The sequence below is a fragment of the Bilophila sp. 4_1_30 genome (genome assembly GCF_000224655.1).
Taxonomy (GTDB): Bacteria; Desulfobacterota; Desulfovibrionia; order Desulfovibrionales; family Desulfovibrionaceae; genus Bilophila; species Bilophila wadsworthia.
Map to the genome: position 1 here is coordinate 421,073 of NZ_JH114232.1, position 19,072 is coordinate 440,144.

Annotated in this window: 16 protein-coding genes; 8 read left to right on the forward strand and 8 right to left on the reverse strand. The window is 58.3% G+C overall.

Annotated elements, in window-relative coordinates; translation table 11 throughout:
* Positions 1-286: 286 nt before the first annotated feature.
* From gyrB to HMPREF0178_RS08630, 3 genes are all read right to left on the reverse strand, one after another.
* Positions 287-2,674 carry a DNA topoisomerase (ATP-hydrolyzing) subunit B gene (gene gyrB, locus HMPREF0178_RS08615; RefSeq protein ID WP_009380177.1) on the reverse strand — a complete coding sequence of 796 codons (2,388 nt, stop codon included), beginning with the start codon at positions 2,672-2,674 and terminating at the stop codon, positions 287-289.
* Positions 2,675-3,029: 355 nt separating this feature from the next.
* Positions 3,030-4,178: a DNA polymerase III subunit beta gene (gene dnaN, locus HMPREF0178_RS08625; RefSeq protein ID WP_009380179.1), complete on the reverse strand. Its 1,149-nt coding sequence runs from the start codon at positions 4,176-4,178 to the stop codon at positions 3,030-3,032.
* A 138-nt stretch (positions 4,179-4,316) separates the two neighbouring features.
* The gene (locus tag HMPREF0178_RS08630) at positions 4,317-5,867 is read right to left on the reverse strand and encodes a helix-turn-helix domain-containing protein (protein WP_232281241.1); all 1,551 of its coding nucleotides are present in this window, start codon (positions 5,865-5,867) and stop codon (positions 4,317-4,319) included.
* Positions 5,868-6,323: 456 nt separating this feature from the next.
* Here HMPREF0178_RS08630 and HMPREF0178_RS08635 point away from each other — a divergent pair, with 456 nt between their 5' ends.
* The 3 genes from HMPREF0178_RS08635 (at position 6,324) to HMPREF0178_RS21985 (ending at position 9,620) form a co-directional block, all read left to right on the forward strand.
* Entirely contained in the window at positions 6,324-7,736 is a 1,413-nt protein-coding gene (locus tag HMPREF0178_RS08635) for a M23 family metallopeptidase (protein WP_232281242.1), read from the forward strand.
* Between the two features lie 379 nt (positions 7,737-8,115).
* Entirely contained in the window at positions 8,116-9,213 is a 1,098-nt protein-coding gene (gene queA / locus HMPREF0178_RS08640; protein ID WP_009380185.1) for a tRNA preQ1(34) S-adenosylmethionine ribosyltransferase-isomerase QueA, read from the forward strand.
* Between the two features lie 236 nt (positions 9,214-9,449).
* Positions 9,450-9,620, forward strand: a complete 171-nt coding sequence (locus HMPREF0178_RS21985; protein WP_009380188.1) for a hypothetical protein — start codon at positions 9,450-9,452, stop codon at positions 9,618-9,620.
* A gap of 564 nt (positions 9,621-10,184) precedes the next feature.
* Here the strand turns inward: HMPREF0178_RS21985 and HMPREF0178_RS08645 are convergent.
* Positions 10,185-10,787: an HD domain-containing protein gene (locus HMPREF0178_RS08645; protein WP_039958876.1), complete on the reverse strand. Its 603-nt coding sequence runs from the start codon at positions 10,785-10,787 to the stop codon at positions 10,185-10,187.
* Positions 10,788-10,847: 60 nt separating this feature from the next.
* On the opposite strand from HMPREF0178_RS08645, the gene HMPREF0178_RS22520 reads away from it, so the two are divergent.
* Both HMPREF0178_RS22520 and HMPREF0178_RS22525 read left to right on the forward strand, forming a co-directional pair.
* Positions 10,848-11,165: a hypothetical protein gene (locus HMPREF0178_RS22520; protein WP_232281243.1), complete on the forward strand. Its 318-nt coding sequence runs from the start codon at positions 10,848-10,850 to the stop codon at positions 11,163-11,165.
* A gap of 23 nt (positions 11,166-11,188) precedes the next feature.
* Positions 11,189-11,593, forward strand: a complete 405-nt coding sequence (locus tag HMPREF0178_RS22525) for a hypothetical protein (protein WP_237912260.1) — start codon at positions 11,189-11,191, stop codon at positions 11,591-11,593.
* Between the two features lie 6 nt (positions 11,594-11,599).
* Here the strand turns inward: HMPREF0178_RS22525 and HMPREF0178_RS08655 are convergent, their stop codons facing one another.
* From HMPREF0178_RS08655 to HMPREF0178_RS08670, 4 genes are all read right to left on the reverse strand, one after another.
* On the reverse strand, positions 11,600-12,769 hold the full coding sequence (locus HMPREF0178_RS08655; RefSeq protein WP_009380194.1) for an aminoacetone oxidase family FAD-binding enzyme: 1,170 nt from the start codon (positions 12,767-12,769) through the stop codon (positions 11,600-11,602).
* Positions 12,766-13,302, reverse strand: coding sequence for a ribosome biogenesis factor YjgA (yjgA, locus tag HMPREF0178_RS08660; protein ID WP_009380196.1), 537 nt, complete (start codon positions 13,300-13,302; stop codon positions 12,766-12,768). Before yjgA ends, HMPREF0178_RS08655 begins: the two co-directional genes overlap by 4 nt.
* A gap of 291 nt (positions 13,303-13,593) precedes the next feature.
* Positions 13,594-14,538, reverse strand: coding sequence for a dihydroorotate dehydrogenase (locus HMPREF0178_RS08665; protein ID WP_009380198.1), 945 nt, complete (start codon positions 14,536-14,538; stop codon positions 13,594-13,596).
* Positions 14,539-14,540: 2 nt separating this feature from the next.
* Complete coding sequence (locus HMPREF0178_RS08670; protein WP_005028150.1) at positions 14,541-15,356, reverse strand: dihydroorotate dehydrogenase electron transfer subunit; 816 nt, start codon at positions 15,354-15,356, stop codon at positions 14,541-14,543.
* Between the two features lie 193 nt (positions 15,357-15,549).
* Between HMPREF0178_RS08670 and argJ the strand changes: the two genes are divergently transcribed.
* The 3 genes from argJ to HMPREF0178_RS08685 all read left to right on the forward strand — a co-directional run bounded on the left by argJ (position 15,550) and on the right by HMPREF0178_RS08685 (position 19,054).
* Positions 15,550-16,734, forward strand: a complete 1,185-nt coding sequence (argJ, locus tag HMPREF0178_RS08675) for a bifunctional glutamate N-acetyltransferase/amino-acid acetyltransferase ArgJ (protein ID WP_009380200.1) — start codon at positions 15,550-15,552, stop codon at positions 16,732-16,734.
* Between the two features lie 498 nt (positions 16,735-17,232).
* Positions 17,233-18,153: an RluA family pseudouridine synthase gene (locus HMPREF0178_RS08680; RefSeq protein ID WP_009380202.1), complete on the forward strand. Its 921-nt coding sequence runs from the start codon at positions 17,233-17,235 to the stop codon at positions 18,151-18,153.
* Position 18,154: 1 nt separating this feature from the next.
* Complete coding sequence (locus HMPREF0178_RS08685; protein WP_009380204.1) at positions 18,155-19,054, forward strand: sulfite exporter TauE/SafE family protein; 900 nt, start codon at positions 18,155-18,157, stop codon at positions 19,052-19,054.
* The last annotated feature ends 18 nt before the right edge of the window (positions 19,055-19,072 follow it).

Below are 19,072 nucleotides of genomic sequence, written 5' to 3' on the forward strand. Positions count from 1 at the left end.
GCCTCCGGCGGCCGGGGGGAATCATTCCCCCCGGACCCCCTCGGAGCGGTGGGCGCAACGGCTACGCCATTCCGTCCACCGCCACGAGGGGGTCGGAACAGGCCGTTTCCGGCATTGTTCCGCCACCCAAGTACCTGCTTGTCAAATATGCACGAAGGATGAAACCATCCCCTATCGCGGCCCTTCCCTCGCCCTGAACGTAAAAGTCTTAGGAGGGAGAGGGGGGCCGGGGGAGGAGAGAGGGAGCCCTTCTCCGAAGGGTTCCCTCTCTCCTCCCCCGGTTTCACTAAATATCCAAATCCCGCACGGTGAGGGCGTTGCGCTCGATGAACTCGCGGCGCGGCTCGACGCGGTCGCCCATGAGCTGCTCGAACGTATCGCTGGCGGCTTCGGCGTCCTCGACGGTCACGCGCAGCAGGGTACGGTTCTCGGGGTTCATGGTCGTTACCCAGAGCTGTTCGGGATTCATTTCACCGAGGCCCTTGTAACGCTGGATATTGAGCCCCTTCCGTGCTTCCTCAAGCGTCAGGGCGTGCAGGTCGAAAATGTCCGACGCCGCATATTCCTGCTCCTTGTTGCGAAGCATGAAGCTGAGGCCGCCGCACTTCTGCCGGATGGCGTCGAGGGCTTCCCATGAGTTGAGGTACATCTTGGAGATGAAGAACTCGACGGATACCCGCGTGCGGTGGCCGTTGGCGTTCTCGATGAGCGCAAAGACGCGATCGCCGTCTTCGTGCGCTTCCGTCTCCGTTGTCAGTTCGTAACCACGCTCCTTGAGGAAGTCGTAGCAACGCGTTCCGGAAGTGAGGCAATCCGGTGTGACGCGGTCCTCCACGTCGACAAGGGCGAGGAAAAGATCCCGGTTGATGCCCGCCAGCTCGGCATCGCGCACTCGGTGGGAAATGTTTTCGATCTGCCCCATGAGGGCCTTGATCTCCTCACCCCGGAAGAGCGTGCCGTTAGGGGCCTCCACTTCCATGTCGTCACTCACGCGCTGCATCAGGAAGGCGTTCAGCTCGTAATCGTCCTTGATGAACTTCTCCATCCTGCTGTTGTGCGCCCGGTACAGCGGCGGCTGCGCGATGTACAGGTAGCCGCGGTCGATGAGCCCCGCGTAGTTGCGGAAGAAGAAGGTCAGGAGGAGCGTACGGATGTGCGCGCCGTCCACGTCGGCGTCGGTCATGATGACAATCTTGTGGTACCGCAGCTTGTCGTAATCGGTGTCCTCCTCGCCGATGCCCGCGCCCATCGCGGTGATGAGCGCCTTGACTTCCTTGTTGGCGAGCATCTTGTCGAAGCGGGTGCGTTCCGTGTTCAGGATCTTGCCTCGCAGGGGCAGAATGGCCTGCGTGTTCGGGTTGCGCCCCTGCTTGGCCGAACCGCCTGCGGAGTCACCTTCCACGATGAACAGTTCGGAATCCGCCGGGTCCTTGCTCTGGCAGTCGGCCAGCTTGCCGGGCAGCGCGTTGTCCGAAAGGGCGCCCTTGCGGCGGACAAGCTCCTTGGCACGGCGGGCCGCATCGCGGGCGCGGGAGGCGTCCACGGCCTTGTCGATGATCAGGCGGGCGTCTTTGGGGTTCTCCTGAAAATAGGTGTCGAGCTTGCCGTACACCACGCCGCCCACGATGCCCGCGACCTCGCTGTTGCCGAGCTTGGTCTTGGTCTGCCCTTCGAACTGCGGCTGGGGGAGCTTCACGCTGAGCACAGCGGTCAGCCCTTCGCGGACGTCGTCGCCGGAAAGGGCCTGCCCCTTCATCTTCTTGGTCAGATCGGGCTGGCTCTTGATGTAGTTGTTGATGGCGCGGGTCAGCGCGGTCTTGAACCCGGCAAGGTGCGTACCGCCTTCCTTCGTGCGAATGTTGTTCGCGAAGGTATACATGTTTTCCTTGTAGCCCGCGTTGTACTGGATGGCGAACTCTACGGAAACGCCGTCGGCCACGCCTTCCCCGTCGACGATGGAGTGGATGCCCACTTCGCCGGAGTTCAGATCCTTCACGAACTGGTGGATGCCGCCCTCGGCATGGAACAGATGGACTTCGCTGGTGCGCTCGTCGCGGCACTCGATCTGGAGGCCCTTGTTCAGATACGCCAGCTCCTCAAAACGCTTCTTGAGGGTGTCGTAGGAGAATTCCGTGGTCTCGAAAATGGTTTCGTCGGGCTTGAAGCGGACGGTCGTGCCGTGGCTGTCGGACTCGCCGATGTACTGGAGCTCCTCTTGCGGCACGCCCCGGCTGTACACCTGCTTCCAGCGCTTCCCGTCCCGGCGGACGGTCACCTCAAGGCGCTCGGAAAGCGCGTTGACGCAGGAGACGCCCACGCCGTGCAGGCCGCCCGACACCTTGTAGGCGGAGTTGTCGAACTTGCCGCCCGCGTGGAGCTTGGTCATGACCACCTGAACGGCGGGGACCTTTTCCTTGGGGTGGATGTCCACGGGGATGCCGCGCCCGTTGTCGCGGACCGTGACGCTGTTGTCCATGTGGAGCACGACTTCGATGCGCGTGCAGTAGCCCGCCATCGCTTCGTCGATGGAGTTGTCCACCACTTCGTACACGAGGTGATGCAAACCACGGTAATCCGTGCTGCCGATGTACATGGCCGGGCGTTTCCGCACGGCCTGGAGACCTTCAAGAATAGTGATTGAATCAGCTGTATAAGCGTTCGCGTTGGCTGTCATAGGCTCGTGAATCCATATGTTGGTTGTGGCGCCTCCGGCGGCAAAGGGCTGCCGCAGACGGTCCGCAAACGCGGCCTCCGCGAGGCCACGCCCCTTCGGCCTTTACCCGGGAAAAGCCCCCGGGCCCCTCAGAGGCCGCCTCATGCCGCGTGCCCGGGAAGGTATGCGGCATGAGGCGGCTCCTGAAGATGTCCCTCTTCAAAGCTGAACGTTCCAAAGCGGGGATAAAGGTTGTGACTAGAAAGAAACAATACCATAGACGGAATGAGAGGACCATCCCCCTATTCCAAGCATTCAGGAAAAGGGGAATTGAGGAGCGCTTCCATCCCGAAGCGCTCCTCCAGTATAGCACGCTCTAGTTTTCTTCGTAATAGCTTTCTTCGGCGATTTTCATGGGCATGATCAGCACGGTGTAATCGGGATCTTCCGTGCCGTTGATGCCGCAGGGCCCCTCGGCCCCGGTGAGGGTGAGGGTAAGTTCGCCGGACTGGTAATGCGTGAGAATTTCCATCAGGTTCTTGGTCGGGAACGCGATGCGCCCGATGGAGCCGTTGTAGGAGACTTCAAGGGACTCGTTGGCCGACCCGGTGTCCTGCCCCTGCGCGGAAAGCATGGCCTCGGCGCTGGACAGTTCGAAATACGTACACCGATCGCTCTCCGTGTTGAAGATGCTGATACGATCGAGCGCGTCGAGGCAGTCCTTCCGGCTCAGCTTGAGCAGGGACACGTCGGGGCTCGCCAGACGGGTCATGAACGGCGAGTAATCGGGGTAGGCGTATCCGGCGCGGGGAAGGCTGAGGGTTTCATGCCCGTCGCCCGAACGCACGAAAAGGCGCTTGTCCGTCAGGTTGACTTCGATCTCATCGCCGCCGAGCCACTTCCGGAGTTCGCCGACGTACTTACGCTGGATCAGCACACCGTCTTCGGGAAGGCGGGCGGACAGATCGTCGTGCGTGAAGCGGGTCAGGGCGAACTGATGGCCGTTCAGGCCGCACACCTCGATATGGCCTTCGCCAACGGGCTTGAAGTAGAGGCACGCTATGGCGTCGGAAGATTCGTCGTCGCTCACGCAGAAAAACACGCGGTCGATGATTTCCTGGAAGAAATCACCGGACCACACCACGGCGCCTTCGCTGGAGAACGGCGCGAGGCTCTGGAACCACGTGGGGTCGTTGGCGGGGAGCTTGTAGGTACGGCGGCCCTGTTCGAGGATCACCGTGCCCGTAGCGTCGTCAAGCCGGATACGCAATTCACCGGCGGGAAGACGGCGGACGAGATCCACAAAGTTCCGGCCGTTCACGCCGACGAGACCGGGTTCCTTCACCTCGGCGGGATACGTACCGGTGAACTCGATGTTCGCATCGGTCGCCATGATGGTCAGGACTTCCCCCTCGGCCTTGATCCAGAGCGAACGCAGATAAGCCGCACCCGCTCTCGTGGGGATGATGCCCGCCGCTTTCTGAAGGCCTTCGATGATGTTCTCTTTCTTTACGGTAAAAAGCATGTAGAAGATCCTTGTTGTAGATTATTAAGAGACGCGCAATGTGCGTATCCTGATTAACTTCGTGGAATCGCTCTGGTTTTTAGTTACAGTTCGTTCGGCTGGTTAGGAACGGCGGGAACAGCTTCCGTGTTCGTAACCTCAGCCGCGGTGTTCGAGGCACGCTTTTGTCAGCTCTGTCACCATGCTGTGCGCAAGTCGATCACTTTCCTGTAATAATTTTATTTTTTTCACCCCGTGCATCACCGTGCTGTGATCCTTTCCGCCGAACATGCGCCCGATGACGGGATAGGAATGGCCAAGCAGTTCGCGGCACAAGTACATGGCGAGCTGGCGGGCCTGCACGAGATCCGGGCGGCGCTTCTCACCGAGGATTTCCTTGGCCGGGACGCCGCAGTGCTCACCGACGATGCTGACGATGAGCTGAGGGGTCAGCGCGGAGCTCTCGCCGCCCTGCCGCACGATGTTGAGCATATCCTGTTCGGAAAGATCGCGGCCGAGCAGGGAGCGGTGGGACGCCACCCGGAGGATGACGCCGGAAAGCCGCCGGACATCCGGACAGTGCTGCGCGATGAGCAGCAGCTGCTCTCTGGACAGGGGCAGGCGGCGGAATTTGGCCTGTTGCTGGGCGTAGCGCAGGCGCACGTCGAGATCCGGCTCGGGGAGTTCCGCCCAGAGGCCGGTTTCGAGGCGCGAAAGCAGTGCCTTGCCGAGGCTCCATTCCTTGGGGCGCCCCACGCCCGCCACGATGACGGGTTTGCCCTGATCCATGAAGCGATCCAGCAGGAGGCAGAGCTCCTCGCGCACGGACGGCCCGGCGGGCTGCTCCGGCTCGGCGACAATCTGGGCGCGGAACCGGGACGCCGTGGTGGGCGTCTTGTCGGGAATACGGCTCAGGTGCTGGAAATCATCGATAAGAATGGCTTCTTTGGAGAGCAGTTCCTGACGGGCGGCGAGGACCGAACGCCCGGCGAACAGCAATTCCAAATCGCTCAGGGAAGCGTAGTAGAGATCGCTCCCGAGCGTGCGGAAGAGTTCATTGCCAATGGCCCGGAGCAGATGGGTCTTGCCGGTCCCGTGAGGGCCGCAGAGCACCAGCAGGCCCGGGGCTTCGCCTATGTCGTCGAGCGAAGGCGCACGACCATGCGTGGCCCGGTAGACGGCGCGCCGGGTGATGTCGCGGGCAAGGCTCAAGGCCCATTTGTGCTTCCCGTTGCCGATGAACGTGTCGAAGGTCCATTCTTCCCCGAAAGGCATCGGGTTGGCCACGGCGGGATGGAGGGCGTCCTGCCGGCTTTCGGGAGCGGGCTGGACGAAGGGCACGGGGGGCGCCGGAGTGAACTTTCCCGCGCCGTACGTGATGGAAAGCCCTTTTCCCCAAAGTTCACGGGCCTTTTTTTCGAACAGTTTCTGGAACAGGCTGGAGAAGCGTATGGCGAAGAAGGCGTGGGGGAAACGGACAGCCAGCGTTCCCGCTTCTTGATCCAACAGGATTTCAAGAGGATCAAACCAGCTCTGCAACGCGGTTTCCGAGCACGACTCCAACGCTTCGCCAGCGGCGGAAAGACGCTCCTGAAGCTGGGGTTTGGGGTTCTCGGCGTTGGTGAAGCAGGAGAGCAGGGACGAGCGCGCTTGAGGGATCGCTTCGGCTGAAGACGTGAGGAGGTATTTGCGTAACGTTTCTTTGGACACGGCGTTGCGAAGCTCCACAGGGGCCAGAGCCTGAGTCAGGCTGAAAAAGATGGTGAAAAACGGAGGCGAAAACGCTTTGTTTCCAACGGAGAAAACATATCAGAAAAAAGTACGTTACACAAGCAAAGAGCCCCTGTGGATAAGTTGTTGAACCTCCCCTGAGAAAATGTGGAATTCTTACAGGAAACGGGCCTGGCGTTTCCGGAGCGGGATGCCTTCATCCATGCTCCCGGGGGAGGGGGGAACCGGCCCCACCGGAAAACGTTTCAGCGCAGAAGAGAGCGGAGACAGCCCGGAAGCTCCCCGTATTGCAGGGCATGTCTCCTGCGGACCCCGGATCTGGACAATAGCGTAACAGGTTGATACAATACAAGATAAGACTTTTTCTCATACAAAAAATTGAACTGTGTCGTACCCGGCGTATGCCTATCCACTTCTGACAGCGTGGTTCTTCCCTTGCGAAATACCTTTTCCGCAGGCACCATACTCATCAGTTTTATCTGCCTCTTCCTCGTTGTGGGAGCGATGTATCTTGTCAACAGTCGGCGGGAAGCCTCTCTGCTGATCCCCGAGAGCCAGCCCGTCGCGGTGTCTTCTGTGGCGCAACGCCTTCAAGATCAGGTGACTCCTTCCCTTTTTGCCTTATGGGAAAGGGCAAAGAGCGCTGTTGCGGTGCTTCCCGAGGAGCCTCTCGCTCAGGAGATGCCGGAAGGTGAAGCCGCCGTCGTTTCCGAGATGCAGCAGGTTCCGCTGGAGCAGGAACCGCCGTCCGATCCTTCCGTCATCAACGGCGTCATCGCCAAGGGCGACAGTGCCTCAGAACTGCTTTCACCATATATGTCAGCAAGTTCAGTGCAACAGCTTCTGAGTGTGACGCAAAAGCTTCACCCGCTCAACAACCTCCGCACAGGGCAACCCTACACGCTGGTCTGCTCCCCGGACGGCAAGGACATGGAGCGCTTCGAATACGAGATCAACGATCGCAAGAAGCTCATTGTCACGAAAACGGATGAGGGGCTTGTCGCTCACGTCGAGCCGATAGTCTATGATTTCAGCCTGGTGCGCGTGAGCGGAACCATCCGCTCCAGCTTGTTCGAGACACTGGCCTCAACCGGTGAATCGCCCATTCTGGCCGTGCGCATTGCGGATATTTTCGGCTCTGAGATCAACTTTATTAAAGACTTGCGCGAAGGTGACAGTTTTTCCCTGTTGATTGAAAAGCGGTTCCGGGAAAATGATTTTAAGGGCTACGGCAAAGTGCTCGGGGCGACGTTCACCAATCAGGGGAAAACGTACGAAGCCTATAACTTCGCCACGGAAGACGGCGAAGCCTTCTTCAACGCCAAGGGCGAAAGCCTCAAAAAGACCCTCCTGAAGGCTCCGCTGGCGTTCACGCGGATTTCCTCGGGATATTCCATGAACCGCAAACATCCGATTTTTAAAACCCATAAGCCGCATCAGGGCGTCGATTACGCGGCTCCCACCGGAACCCCGGTCAAGGCCGTCGGCGACGGCACGATCGAAAAGGCCGGGTGGGGGAACGGTTTTGGGAACATGGTCATCCTCAAGCATTCCGGCGGGCTGGAGTCCATGTATTCGCATCTTTCCGGGTTTGCGTCCGGAGCCAAGCGCGGGGCGCGGGTCAAGCAGGGGCAGGTCATCGGCTATGTGGGCGCAACCGGGTATGCCACCGGCCCGCATCTGGATTTCCGCCTCAAGCAGAACGGTAAATACGTGAATCCCGCCAAGGTTGTGGCGCCGCGCGGCGGCAGTATCCCCCGCAACCGGATGAATGATTTTAAGAACAGGAAAGCTTTGATCGGAGAATACTTGAGCGGCAAGCGCAGCCTGTCCGACTATAAGCGGTGATGCGGCAAGGGCTTCCCGGCATGTTGAAGGCGAATCAAGGTTCGGCGGAAGTCCACCAATGCACAGATTTCTTCTTGGGGATGAGGCTGAAATAGAATTGTTACCATACAGTATAATATTCAGCGAGTCATATTTAGTTCGTAAAAGAGAAAATATTTAAAGTAGATAAAAAAGAACTTTTCTGGAAGATGATACAAAAGGGAACCGAGAGGTTCCTTTTTTTAGGTCTTCCGCAAGTACGGCTTGGGTGATAAAATGCATCTTTCACTACGCCATGAAAGCCTTTTTGAAGAGTGCCCCGCATCAGGATGCCGCTCTAGGAGCGCGCCCACCACACCTGCCGGCTACCGTTTTTCAAAGATAAAATATAAGGATTTCAATGTATTCCATCCAACAGTCCGAAGCCGATTTTCTCCTTTCTTCTTATCGTTATGAATTGCCTCCCGAGCGTATAGCCCAGCATCCCGGTGAACGTGGAGCGTCGCGGCTTCTCGTGCTGGACCGCGAGACCGGGAAGCGCATACATTCCCATTTTTCCCATCTGCTCGAATACTTGCCGAAGGGAACGCTGCTCATAGCCAACAATTCCCGGGTGGTCCCCGCGAGGATGATCGGCCAGCGCCCCTCGGGCGGCAAGATGGAATTTCTGTTGCTTACGCCCATGCCTCTGCTGGAACAGCATGGAGAAGGGGACGGCTGGCATTGCGCGGAGGCCGACGGGCTGATCAAGCCCGCCAAGAATGCCAGGATAGGGGATCATCTTGTTTTTGGCGATGATCTGCGCGTGGAAGTCCTTGCCAAGGGGGAATTCGGGCGGCATCGGGTACGGCTGCACTGGACGGGCGATATCCGCGCGCTTTTCGAATCCCGGGGGCATTTGCCGCTGCCGCCGTATATCAAGCGCGAGGATACGAAGGATGACCGGGGAACGTACCAGACCGTTTATGCCCGGGACGACAAGGCCGGTTCCGTGGCCGCGCCTACGGCGGGCCTGCATTTCACCCCGGAATTACGCGCGCAAATGGCCTCTGCGGGCGTCGAATGGGCAGAAGTGACCCTTCATGTCGGATACGGCACGTTCAGCCCCGTACGCTGCGAGGATATCCGCGAGCACGTCATGCATGAGGAGTTCGTGGAAGTGCCGCAAGCCACGGTGGACGCCATTGGAAAGGCAAAGGCCGAAGGAAGGCCCGTCATAGCCGTAGGCACCACTTCCGCCCGGACACTCGAAGGCGTGGCTGGCGCGCATGGAGGTGAGCTAACGGCGCATCAAGGTTGGATCAACTGTTTTATCTGGCCTGGATACAGGTTTCATGTCCTTGATGGCCTGATCACCAACTTCCACCTGCCCGAATCCACGTTGCTGATGTTCGTCTCGGCGCTGACGGGCCGGGAACGGATGCTTGAGACGTATACCGAGGCCGTGAAAATGGAGTATCGCTTTTTCTCCTACGGCGACGCCATGCTCATCCGCTGAATTTGCCAAAATGTTTCCCTGAGTTATCTTTTGGAAGACCAGCAACCTGTCACAAGGGAGGCCCGTATGTGGGAAGCGCTTTTTTTGATACTGGCTATCGCCGCGGCGCTGGTGGTGCTGCGGCTGGCAAAGAAGGCGGGGTTGGATATCATGCCCTGCGGCTGAGGCGTCCGGGCGGTTCCCCGTGCGGAAACCGAGAAGAAGGATGACAAGCATCTTATCGTCAAGTAGGCGTCATGGTAGAGAATATAATTCTTGTTATTGTGTTGGCCGTTACTGTGGGGATTTTGTGGCTTGCCAAGCGGCACGGCATTGTAATGCGTCCTGAGGCAGACGGACTTGAAGCCCTTCCCAAGGAGCTTCACGAAGCAGAACTACGCAATAAAAATGATGATAAAATACTATAATTTTTAAATAGTTATTTAAATTAAGAACAGAATATAAACAATATTATGCACAGAGCTAAAAGCCCTCCCTTTTTCTACAAAGGGAGGGCTTTTTTTGAGGTTGTATGGTCTCAATGGGTAGTTTTTTATAAGACTGTAAAAAAAATATTATTTATTCTGCATAAATGTTGCAGTTACGAACAGAATATGCTCAGGATTATGAACAAAAAATGAGCAGATCCTTTCCTCAAAATACTGGATGCTTCATGAAATTGTAAAATTTATTATTTTATTTCAGTATGATTGATATGTTATGCACAGAAAAGGAACAGGGTTACAAACAGAAGGCGGAGTGGCATTTTTTTCTGGGAGTGGTGTTTTTCTGAAATGCCGGAAGAATGCAACAACATAATATATGATTATATCATTTTATTTTAATGTGTTACATGTTTTACGAACAGTATATGAACAGCATTATGCACATTAGTGGAGAGTAAGGAACAATATGGCGTATCCCACCGTAATAAAAAAGCCTCCATACGGAGGCCTTTTTATTTCATGAAAGAGAGTGGAAAATCGGGATGGTCAGCTCTTCCTTTCCCACCAGCTGCGATCGGGGCTGAGATACCACCAATCGGTATGATCGGTTTTGAGGATCGTCTGAGCCAGTTCTTTGGCGATATCCGTGCGCAACCGCTCTACGGCGCTTTCGAGCCATTTGTCGGCGTAACGGTTCCCGAGATCGCTTTCGCGTTTCAGATTGAGGATCAGATCAAGCTGGTCAGCATCATGGGCAAGCAGCGATTCGGGCGTGGTCCGGCACGCATGTTCGTCCCATATGGACATGATGTCTTTTTCCAGCCCTGTGCCTTCCACCGCGTCTTCCAGCGCGTCGCGCTCGCGTGAGGTATCGTAGAGGCGGTTTACGTAATTGAAATCGCCCGTACGGGCTTCCGGCAGGTCATGGAAGAGGCAAAGCATGACCGTGCGGGCCGCGTCCGCTCCCGTCTTTTTTGCCAATACGTAGCCGATGACGGTCGTCCGGTGCGAATGTTCGGCCACGGTTTCTTGGCCGGACCCAAGAAACTTGTAACCACTCCGAGGCGTATGGCGGAGCATCCCTACCTCATTGAGAAAATCCGTGAGCCGCTGCATGGCGTCCCGTTGTTTGAGCTGTTCTGCTGACATGGACACACCCAATGTTATCTGTTATTTTTTTCTTTATAACGAGTCTGGAGGAAAGCACAATTGAGTGGTATTGAAAGATATTTTAGAGATTATGGTTATCTTCACGAGCGGCTGGGAAATGCCCTGAGCTATTTGAAAGACCCAAGAGAGTTTTTCTGGAAGCAAAAGGCAAAGAAGGAAGCCGCCGTCCTCATACAAGATCCTGAGCTGGCCGCTTTGCAGCGCGAGGCGAAAGAGTTTTTCCCGGAAAGTCAACTATATGCAAAGTATACGGATTTTGAGAGATACTTTGCCATCAATTTGCGCCGTATCTATAGATTGGGACTTCCTTCCTTCCTTCCTTCCTTCCTTCCGGAAAAAAGAGTCTGCTGGATATAGGCTGCGGAGCCGGTTTTTTCTGCCTGCTTTGTAAACGGTTGGGATATGATGTGACGGGAATGGATCTTTCGGGTGTTGATATATTTGATTACTTGATCCCCCGTTTTCATATCCCCCGTATGGTGCATAGAATTGAGCCTCAGCAGCCATTGCCGCCCATAGAAAGGCGTTTTGATTATATCACCGCTTTTGCCATTTGTTTTCATGAGCTGGAAAAAAATGGCGAATGGACAGGGCGTTGGGATCGGGAGGATTGGCTTTTCTTCCTTGACGACATCGCGAAAAACTATATTGCGCCTGGTGGCAGAATGTATCTTTTTTTCAATGACTGGCCGCATGGCGATTTCAAGGAAGTGAAATCCCGTATTTTCCCCTGCCGCTACAACGTGCGCGTGGGGCATAAAGTGCTTGATTTTCGTTTCGATTAACTGAGGCTATTTCTTCCAGCTTTCTCCTACGGCCTTACCGGACGCCCATGCCCAGTGCAGATTGTAACCACCTAGTAACCCTGTGATGTCGAGTACCTCTCCGGCGAAGTATAGGCCGGGCTGTTTGCGGCTTTCAAGCGTGCGTGGGTTTACGTCACTCGTATCCACACCCCCGGCTGCGGCTTCGGCGTGTCCCATTCCCTCTGAACGTGTTGGTGTTACCGTGTGGTCATGTATTGCTAGTGCGAGGTATTCCCTGTCTTTTTTGGCAAGCTGTGCGACTTTTTTTGAAGCCAGCGATTCCGGTATGAGCCGTTCGGCCAGACGGGTAGGGAGCACCTTTTTGAACAGCCCCAAAACCGTACTTTTGCCGTGCTCGGGTTGGTGCATAAGCTCTAGGGCGGGATGGTCGGGCAGAAAGTCGATATGCAGCGCTTCGCCCTGCCGCCAGAAGCAGGATGCCTGAAGGATGGCGGGGCCGCTGAGCCCTTTGTGGGTGAACAGGAGCGGGTAGCGGAAAGTGCGCCCGCCCACGGATACTGCGGCGGGCAGGCTGACGCCTGCGAGGCCGTGCAGAGACCAGGACTTGGGGAGCAACAGAGGAGCCAGTACCGGGCGTACGGGAACGACCTTATGGCCCCATTGACGGGCCAAGCGCATCCCCCCATCCGTTGCCCCGCAAGCGGGCCATGCGGGGCTCCCTGTTGCGATGACAAGGCGCGGGGCCTGTAGGGTGCCTTCGGACGTTTCCACAGAGAACAGGCCGCCCTCGTGCCGGATTTCGCCGAACGTACGGTTGAACAGCAATTCCGCCCCCGCATTGCGGCAGGCGGCTGCCATCGACTCCACGAGCCGGGCCGCCTGTACCGTGCAGAAAATCTGACCGTACTCTCGCTCTTCCCATTCGATGCCGAATGACGCCAACATGCTCAGGACAAAGTCCGTCGAACAGCGTTTAAGCAGGGTGTCAGGGAAGCCTTTCTGCGTGCCTACATACCACTCCGGAGATATATACCGATTAGTAACATTTCCTTTGCCTCCTCCGGCAAGGCGCACTTTGCGCCCCGCAACCGGGCTATGGTCGATGACGGCGCAAGAAAAGCCCCGACGCCCGGCGGTCATGGCGCACATGAGCCCAGCGGCCCCGGCTCCGAGAATGATGGCGTCACGGATCATTGTTCGGCAGGGAGGCTTTTGAGCTTGCGGAACAATGCCCGATAGGCGTGCGGAGGACGGCTGTGTTCGCGTTCGTTGCGGGCCTTTGCCGTGAGATCGCGGATCTCGGCGGCGTCTTCGGCTGGGAAGGCGGCAAGCAGTGTATCCATTTCGGCATCGGTGGCGCTCATGAGAGCATCCCGCAGTTTCTCGGAACGCTTGAAGCTGGCGGTTTCCCCCGTGTGTCCAAGTTTGATGGCGTCCAGCGCGTCACGCACGGCCTGCGGATCCGCCTCTTCGCGCATCAGGCGTCCGATGTACTGCATTTGTCTGCGGCGGCCTTCATGTGAGCTGAGGCGCTGCCATTCGAGGATGGCTTCGCGGATATTGGGAGTGAGCGGCATCTTGGCGAGCACGGATGAGCCGAGGGTGGTGAGTTCTTCACCCATACGCTGGAGTGCTGTGCTGTCGCGCTTCTTCTGTGAGCGGCTGGGGCGGTCATCTTCAAATTCGGAATCTTTTGTGTCCCACTGGTAACGTTTTTTCGGCGGCATAGTGTGTCGGTGAGGTTGGAAGTTGCGGAGGGGTACGCTTTTTGGAAAAAGCGGTTCCTCCCTGGTCCCCACACTCAAAAACGTTGACAGGTGGGGAGGATACGCAAAGAAATTTTTGTTAGGCACATAATGTGACTATATAGTCACGTTTGACGGGAAAAACCTCTGATAGAAAAAGGGGCTGCCCCAAAAGGCGAAAGCTTTTGAATGGGGGAGAGGGTATGGGAGGGGCGGGAAAAGCCTTTCTTCAGAAAGGTTCCCCCGCCCCTCCCAACTTAACCAGTCAATGAATTACAGTTGCAGGGTGCCGCGGAACTCGGCGAGGTTTTTGATACCAAGTTGCTGGCACAGATGGGGAAGTTCTTCAGCTATCCGGAAGGCGGCGTCGGGGCGGACGAAGTTCATGGTCCCAATTTCCACCGCGTGCGCACCGACGAGGATAAATTCCAGAACGTCCTGCGCACAGGTGATGCCGCCGATGCCGATGACCGGGATCTTGACCGCATTGCAGACCTGCCAGACGCAGCGCAGGGCCACGGGCTTCACGGCGGGGCCGGAGAGGCCGCCCACCACATTGGCGAGCAGCGGCTTGCGGGTCTTCACATCGACGCCCATGCCGGTGATGGTGTTGATGCAGGAGATCGCATCGGCTCCGGCTTGCTCGGCGGCCTTGGCGATGGCGGTGATGTCCGTCACGTTGGGCGACAGCTTCACGATGACGGGCAGGTTCCCCGCGTGCTTCTTGACCGCTTCGGTCACTTCGGCGGCGAGGGCCGGATCCTGTCCGAACAGCACGCCCCCATTCTTCACGTTGGGGCAGGAGATGTTCACTTCCAGACCGGCGATGCCTTCCTCGGCGGCGAGGATGCCCGCCAGTTCCGCGAATTCAGCGGGAGAGGTGGCGTACAGGTTGGCGATGACCGGCGTTTCATGCCACGGCAGGCGGGGCAGTTTGTTCTTGAGGAAGGATTCCACGCCGTCATTCTGCAAACCCACGGCATTGAGCATACCGCAGGGGGTTTCCGCCACGCGGGGCAGCGGATTGCCGGGACGCGGCTTGAGGGAAAGCCCTTTCACCACGATGCCGCCGAGATGCGTGAGATCGCCGTAATTGGCGAACTCGACGCCGTATCCGAACGTGCCCGAGGCCGTCAGGATGGGGTTCTTGAAGACGAGCGGTTTCGTGTTCCCGGAAGGCTTATGGGCGGAAGAAAGTCGTACGGTGAAGCGATCCATGACTAAGCCTCCAGGGTGATCTGATCGGCCCAGAACACGGGACCATGGGTGCATGTCTGCACGGGCGTTCCGGCCTTTTCTTCGACGGGCCACTTTTCCGTCGTCTTGGTGACGCAGCCGAGGCAAGCGCCTACGCCGCAAGCCATGCGGCTTTCCAGAGAAAGCTGGCAGCGTGCCTTGGCCGCCAGCGCGAATCCCTGCACCGCCTTGAGGAACGGGGCCGGGCCGCAGGCGAGCACGAGGCCGTTGCGTTCGGCATAGGCTTCGATGCGCGAGCGGACATGGTTGAGGAACCATTCAAGGTCTTCGCTGGTATTCTCGTGGAAGGATTCCACGTCGATGCGCTCCCCGAGGCTTTCCACGGGATAGCAGTCTTCGGGCAAGCGGTGGCCGAAGACCATTGAAAGGACGCCCGGCGTGGGGTGGCGTTCCGCATACCCGACGAAAGGCGCAATGCCGATGCCGCCCGCGAGGAGCAGCGTCGGGGTCCCGCCTTCCACGGCGAAGCGATTGCCGAGGGGCCCCCAGAGGTGCACCTTGTCGCCGCGCCGGAGTTTGGCCATTTTTTCGGTGCCTCTGCCGGCCACCTGGAAAAAGATGACGAGCTCGTTGGTGCTCACCCGGCAGATGGAGAACGGACGGGCCCAGGGCATATCGAGCGCCCAGCCCTGAGGACGGAGCATGACGAATTGTCCCGGCGCCCAACTCTTCCAATCGGGCCGTTCGAGGCGCAGGGCAAAAAAACGTCCCTGCGATCCGGTGAGCCCGAAGGGAACATTATCAATAACCGCCAGGTCGTAAAACGCGGACTGACTCATGTGCGAACTTCCTGTCTGATACAAGTGCTTTGGAGTTTTGTAGTGTGTATGCCCCCCCACGGTCAAGGGGCTAGAGAAGTCTTTTGTAATTCCCTTGAATTTCGCCGGGATGGGTGCTCCGGTTTTGTTTGATTGTGGGATGCAAGCGTGGCATACTTTTGTTTTATACCTATCTGTTTGTGAGGATTGCAACATGTCCACCGCTCCCAAAGGCTTTCGTTTCGCTACCGCGTGTGCCGGATTCCGTAAGGAAGGCCGCGCGGATCTTGCCCTTCTCGTCAGCGATGTCCCCGCCGTCGCCGCAGGGACGTTTACGCAGAACCGTTTTCCGGCGGCACCCGTTCTCGTCGCCAAGGCCATGCTCGCCGAGCGTCCCGCCGCTCGTGCCGTCGTGATCAATTCCGGCCAGGCCAACGCCTGCACCGGTGATGAAGGTATGCGAAACTGCCGCACGACCCAAGAGCTGGTGGCTGGCGCCCTCGGCCTTGAGGCGTCGGATATCCTGCCCGCGTCCACGGGCGTTATCGGCGCGCAGCTCAAGATGGATCTTTGGGAGAAGGCCGCCCCCGCCCTCGCCGCCAACCTCGGCAAGGCGACCCCGGAGGATTTTGCCAGGGCAATCATGACCACGGATGCTTTCCACAAGATTTCGCACCGCGAAGTCTCCCTTCCCGGCGGCGTGGTGAAGCTTGCGGGCATGGCCAAGGGCGCTGGCATGATCTGCCCCAACATGGCGACCATGCTGTCCGTCGTGCTGTGTGACGCGCAGGTGGAAGCCTCCGTCTGGCAAACAATGTTGCGCGACGCCGTGGATCTGACCTTCAACCGCGTGACCGTGGACGGCGACACCTCCACGAACGACACGCTGTATGGCCTTGCCAACGGCGCATCCGGCGTGTCCGCGTCCGACGAGGAATCGATCAAGGCTCTGTCCGCCGCCCTGACTTCCGTGCTCGGGGATCTGGCCTATATGCTGGTAAAGGACGGCGAGGGCGCGTCCAAGGTCGCCCGTATCCATGTGACCGGGGCGGCATCCGATGCCGACGCCGAGCGCGTGGCCCGGACGGTGGGGCACTCGCAGCTGGTAAAGACGGCCTTGTACGGGCGCGACGCAAACTGGGGGCGCATCGTCGCCGCCGTGGGCCGCAGCGGGGCGGACTTCAACCCCGACGATGTGGTGGTGACCCTGTGTGGCGTGGAGTTGTTCCGTAAGGGGCAGCCCACGGATCTGGATTTCGACGCCCTGCTCCAAGAGCCCCTCAAGCAGCGCGATCTGTCCATCGACATCGTGCTGGGTTCCGGTTCCGGCAGCTATACGCTGCTCGCTTCCGACCTCGGGCATGAGTATGTGAACGTCAACGCCGATTACCGCAGTTAGAGCGGATGCTCTTTCAGATGATGTGAAGCTGTTTTTTGGAGGGAAAATTTTTTCAGAAAAGTTTTCCCTTCCAAAAATCCCGCCAGAGCGGAGCCCCCCTTTCCAAAGATTTTTGTGGTTATCCGGTCCCTGCTTGCAATCTTTTTCGGCACAGATTGCCTTTGGAATAAAACGCGCTTCAAAATGGAAATGGACAAGAGAGGGAACAGGGGGAATACTCCTTTTCGCGGAAGGGCTTCCTCCTCGTAAGGGAGGCCCTCATCCTCCAAAGCGTTTGTAAGCGGGCATCGGATCGGTTTCGATTGTGAGCCCGAGCCGATCGGATGTCTTGCCCAATCTCCCGCCCGTCAGAAGTGTTATTGGCGGGCGGGAGATTCCGGTTTACGCGTCGCACGAAACCCCGTCCTCAGCCTTTTCTGAACGGGCACGGCGGCACGAGGGACGCGAAGATGAAAATCCCCTCCGCAGGGGAGAGGTCGTATTTTTTAAAGGAATGTCATGCCTGAACCATTGCAAGTGACGGCGGCAGAAGCCGGGCAAAAGCTGTTGCAGTTCCTGTCCCGGCGTTTCGAAGAGCCGCAGAGCGTCCTGCACCGCTGGATCCGTACCGGGCAGGTCCGGATCAATGGCGGGCGGGCCAAACCGTTCGACCGGGTGGAACTGAACGATGAAATCCGGGTTCCGCCCTTTGCCGGGGCCGGAACGAAAGCGGAACGCGCCCCCGCGTCGTCGGGCGGCAAGGAATTGCCCCCCATCGTTGCGGAGACGGATGATGTCATCGTGTTCTGCAAGCCGTCCGGCCTGCCCGTACATCCGGGCACGGGACATACGGACAGCCTGACGACACGGCTTGAAGCGGCGTTTGCCGGATTGCCTTTTATCCCCGCTCCGGTACACCGTCTGGATAGGGATACCTCCGGCCTGTTGCTCGTCGGCAAGACGTATGCCGCCGTACGCCGCCTTTCGGATGCACTGGCGGCTCATGGCGTCGCCAAGGACTACCTTGCGTGGGTGCAGGGCGAATGCCTGTGGAGCCGCCCGAAACGCCTTGAGGATCATCTGGCAAAACGCACAGTCGGCGCACAGGGCCGCGAAAAGGTCGTTGCCGGGAAATCCCGCACGGGTGGGCCCGACGAGAAGCCCGCGAGCCTGACGGTCCGCTGCCTGACCGTGCGCGAAGGCCGGAGCCTTGTCCTGATCCGCCTGCACACGGGGCGGACGCATCAGATCCGCGTACAGCTTTCGGAGCGGGGTTTTCCGCTCGTGGGGGATGTGAAGTATGGGGGGCCGCGCTGCGAAGGCGGGCTCAAGCTTCACGCTGTGCGGCTGCGGGTGGGAGAGGAAACCTATACGGCCTTGCCGCCGTGGGCCGGTCCGTGGCGCGTTGCGCACCTGCCGCCCGAATGGGAGGATGTCTGAGATGTATTTCCCCACTGCGGAAATCGAAGTTTCACCGTTCGTACCGCCGCTGGTCGCGTTTGTAGTCTCCTTCTTCACGTCGATGGGTGGGATTTCCGGCGCGTTCCTGCTTCTGCCTTTTCAGATGACTTTCCTCGGCTACACCAATACCTCGGTCAGCGCGACGAACCAGCTCTACAACGTGTTCTCCAATCCGGGCGGTGTGTTCCGCTATTACCGCGAAAAACGGATGCTCTGGCCTCTGTCGTGGATCGTCATGGCCGGGGCCGTGCCGGGGGTCGTCATCGGCGGTCTTGTCCGCATCAACTGGCTGGCGGATGTCCGGCCTTTCAAGCTGTTCGTGGCGCTCGTGCTGCTCGGCATCGGCCTGGAGATGATCCGCGACCTGTTCGGCTGGATGCGTTTCAAGCCCGCCCCCAAATACGAACAATCTCCTCCCAAGCCCTATGTCGAGGTCGTGGAGCAGAATCTGTCCCGCGTATCCTACACATTTGACGGGTATCTCTATTCCTTTTCCGTGCCGATCCTCTTATTTTATTCCATTGCTGTCGGTCTTGTCGGCGGCATCTACGGCATCGGCGGCGGGGCGATCATCGCGCCGTTCCTCGTTTCCGTCTTCCATCTGCCCATCTACACGGTGGCGGGGGCGACGCTGGCGGCGACCTTCGTCAACGCGCTGGCCGGCGTTCTCTTCTACATAGCCATTTCGCCCCTCTATCCCGACCTGAGCATCGCCCCCGACTGGGGCATGGCCCTGCTTCTCAGCCTCGGAGGGTTGCTCGGCATGTATTTCGGCGCGAAATTCCAGAAGTGCATCTCGCCCGTGCTTCTCAAGTGGATGCTCGTTGTGATCCTTTTTGGGACCGTCATTGCGTATTTTGTGGAATTTGTGAGGGGGTAGGGAAGAGAATATTGGGGA

Excerpts from the sequence above, each read along its gene's own strand:
- HMPREF0178_RS08670 (WP_005028150.1), bottom strand. The coding sequence starts at position 15,356 with ATGAGTCAGTCCGCGTTTTACGACCTGGCGGTTATTGATAATGTTCCC.
- yjgA (WP_009380196.1), bottom strand. The coding sequence starts at position 13,302 with ATGCCGCCGAAAAAACGTTACCAGTGGGACACAAAAGATTCCGAATTT.
- HMPREF0178_RS08655 (WP_009380194.1), bottom strand. The coding sequence starts at position 12,769 with ATGATCCGTGACGCCATCATTCTCGGAGCCGGGGCCGCTGGGCTCATG.
- HMPREF0178_RS21985 (WP_009380188.1), top strand. The coding sequence starts at position 9,450 with ATGGTAGAGAATATAATTCTTGTTATTGTGTTGGCCGTTACTGTGGGG.
- HMPREF0178_RS08665 (WP_009380198.1), bottom strand. The coding sequence starts at position 14,538 with ATGGATCGCTTCACCGTACGACTTTCTTCCGCCCATAAGCCTTCCGGG.
- queA (WP_009380185.1), top strand. The coding sequence starts at position 8,116 with ATGTATTCCATCCAACAGTCCGAAGCCGATTTTCTCCTTTCTTCTTAT.
- HMPREF0178_RS08685 (WP_009380204.1), top strand. The coding sequence starts at position 18,155 with ATGTATTTCCCCACTGCGGAAATCGAAGTTTCACCGTTCGTACCGCCG.
- gyrB (WP_009380177.1), bottom strand. The coding sequence starts at position 2,674 with ATGACAGCCAACGCGAACGCTTATACAGCTGATTCAATCACTATTCTT.
- dnaN (WP_009380179.1), bottom strand. The coding sequence starts at position 4,178 with ATGCTTTTTACCGTAAAGAAAGAGAACATCATCGAAGGCCTTCAGAAA.
- argJ (WP_009380200.1), top strand. The coding sequence starts at position 15,550 with ATGTCCACCGCTCCCAAAGGCTTTCGTTTCGCTACCGCGTGTGCCGGA.
- HMPREF0178_RS08645 (WP_039958876.1), bottom strand. The coding sequence starts at position 10,787 with ATGTCAGCAGAACAGCTCAAACAACGGGACGCCATGCAGCGGCTCACG.
- HMPREF0178_RS08680 (WP_009380202.1), top strand. The coding sequence starts at position 17,233 with ATGCCTGAACCATTGCAAGTGACGGCGGCAGAAGCCGGGCAAAAGCTG.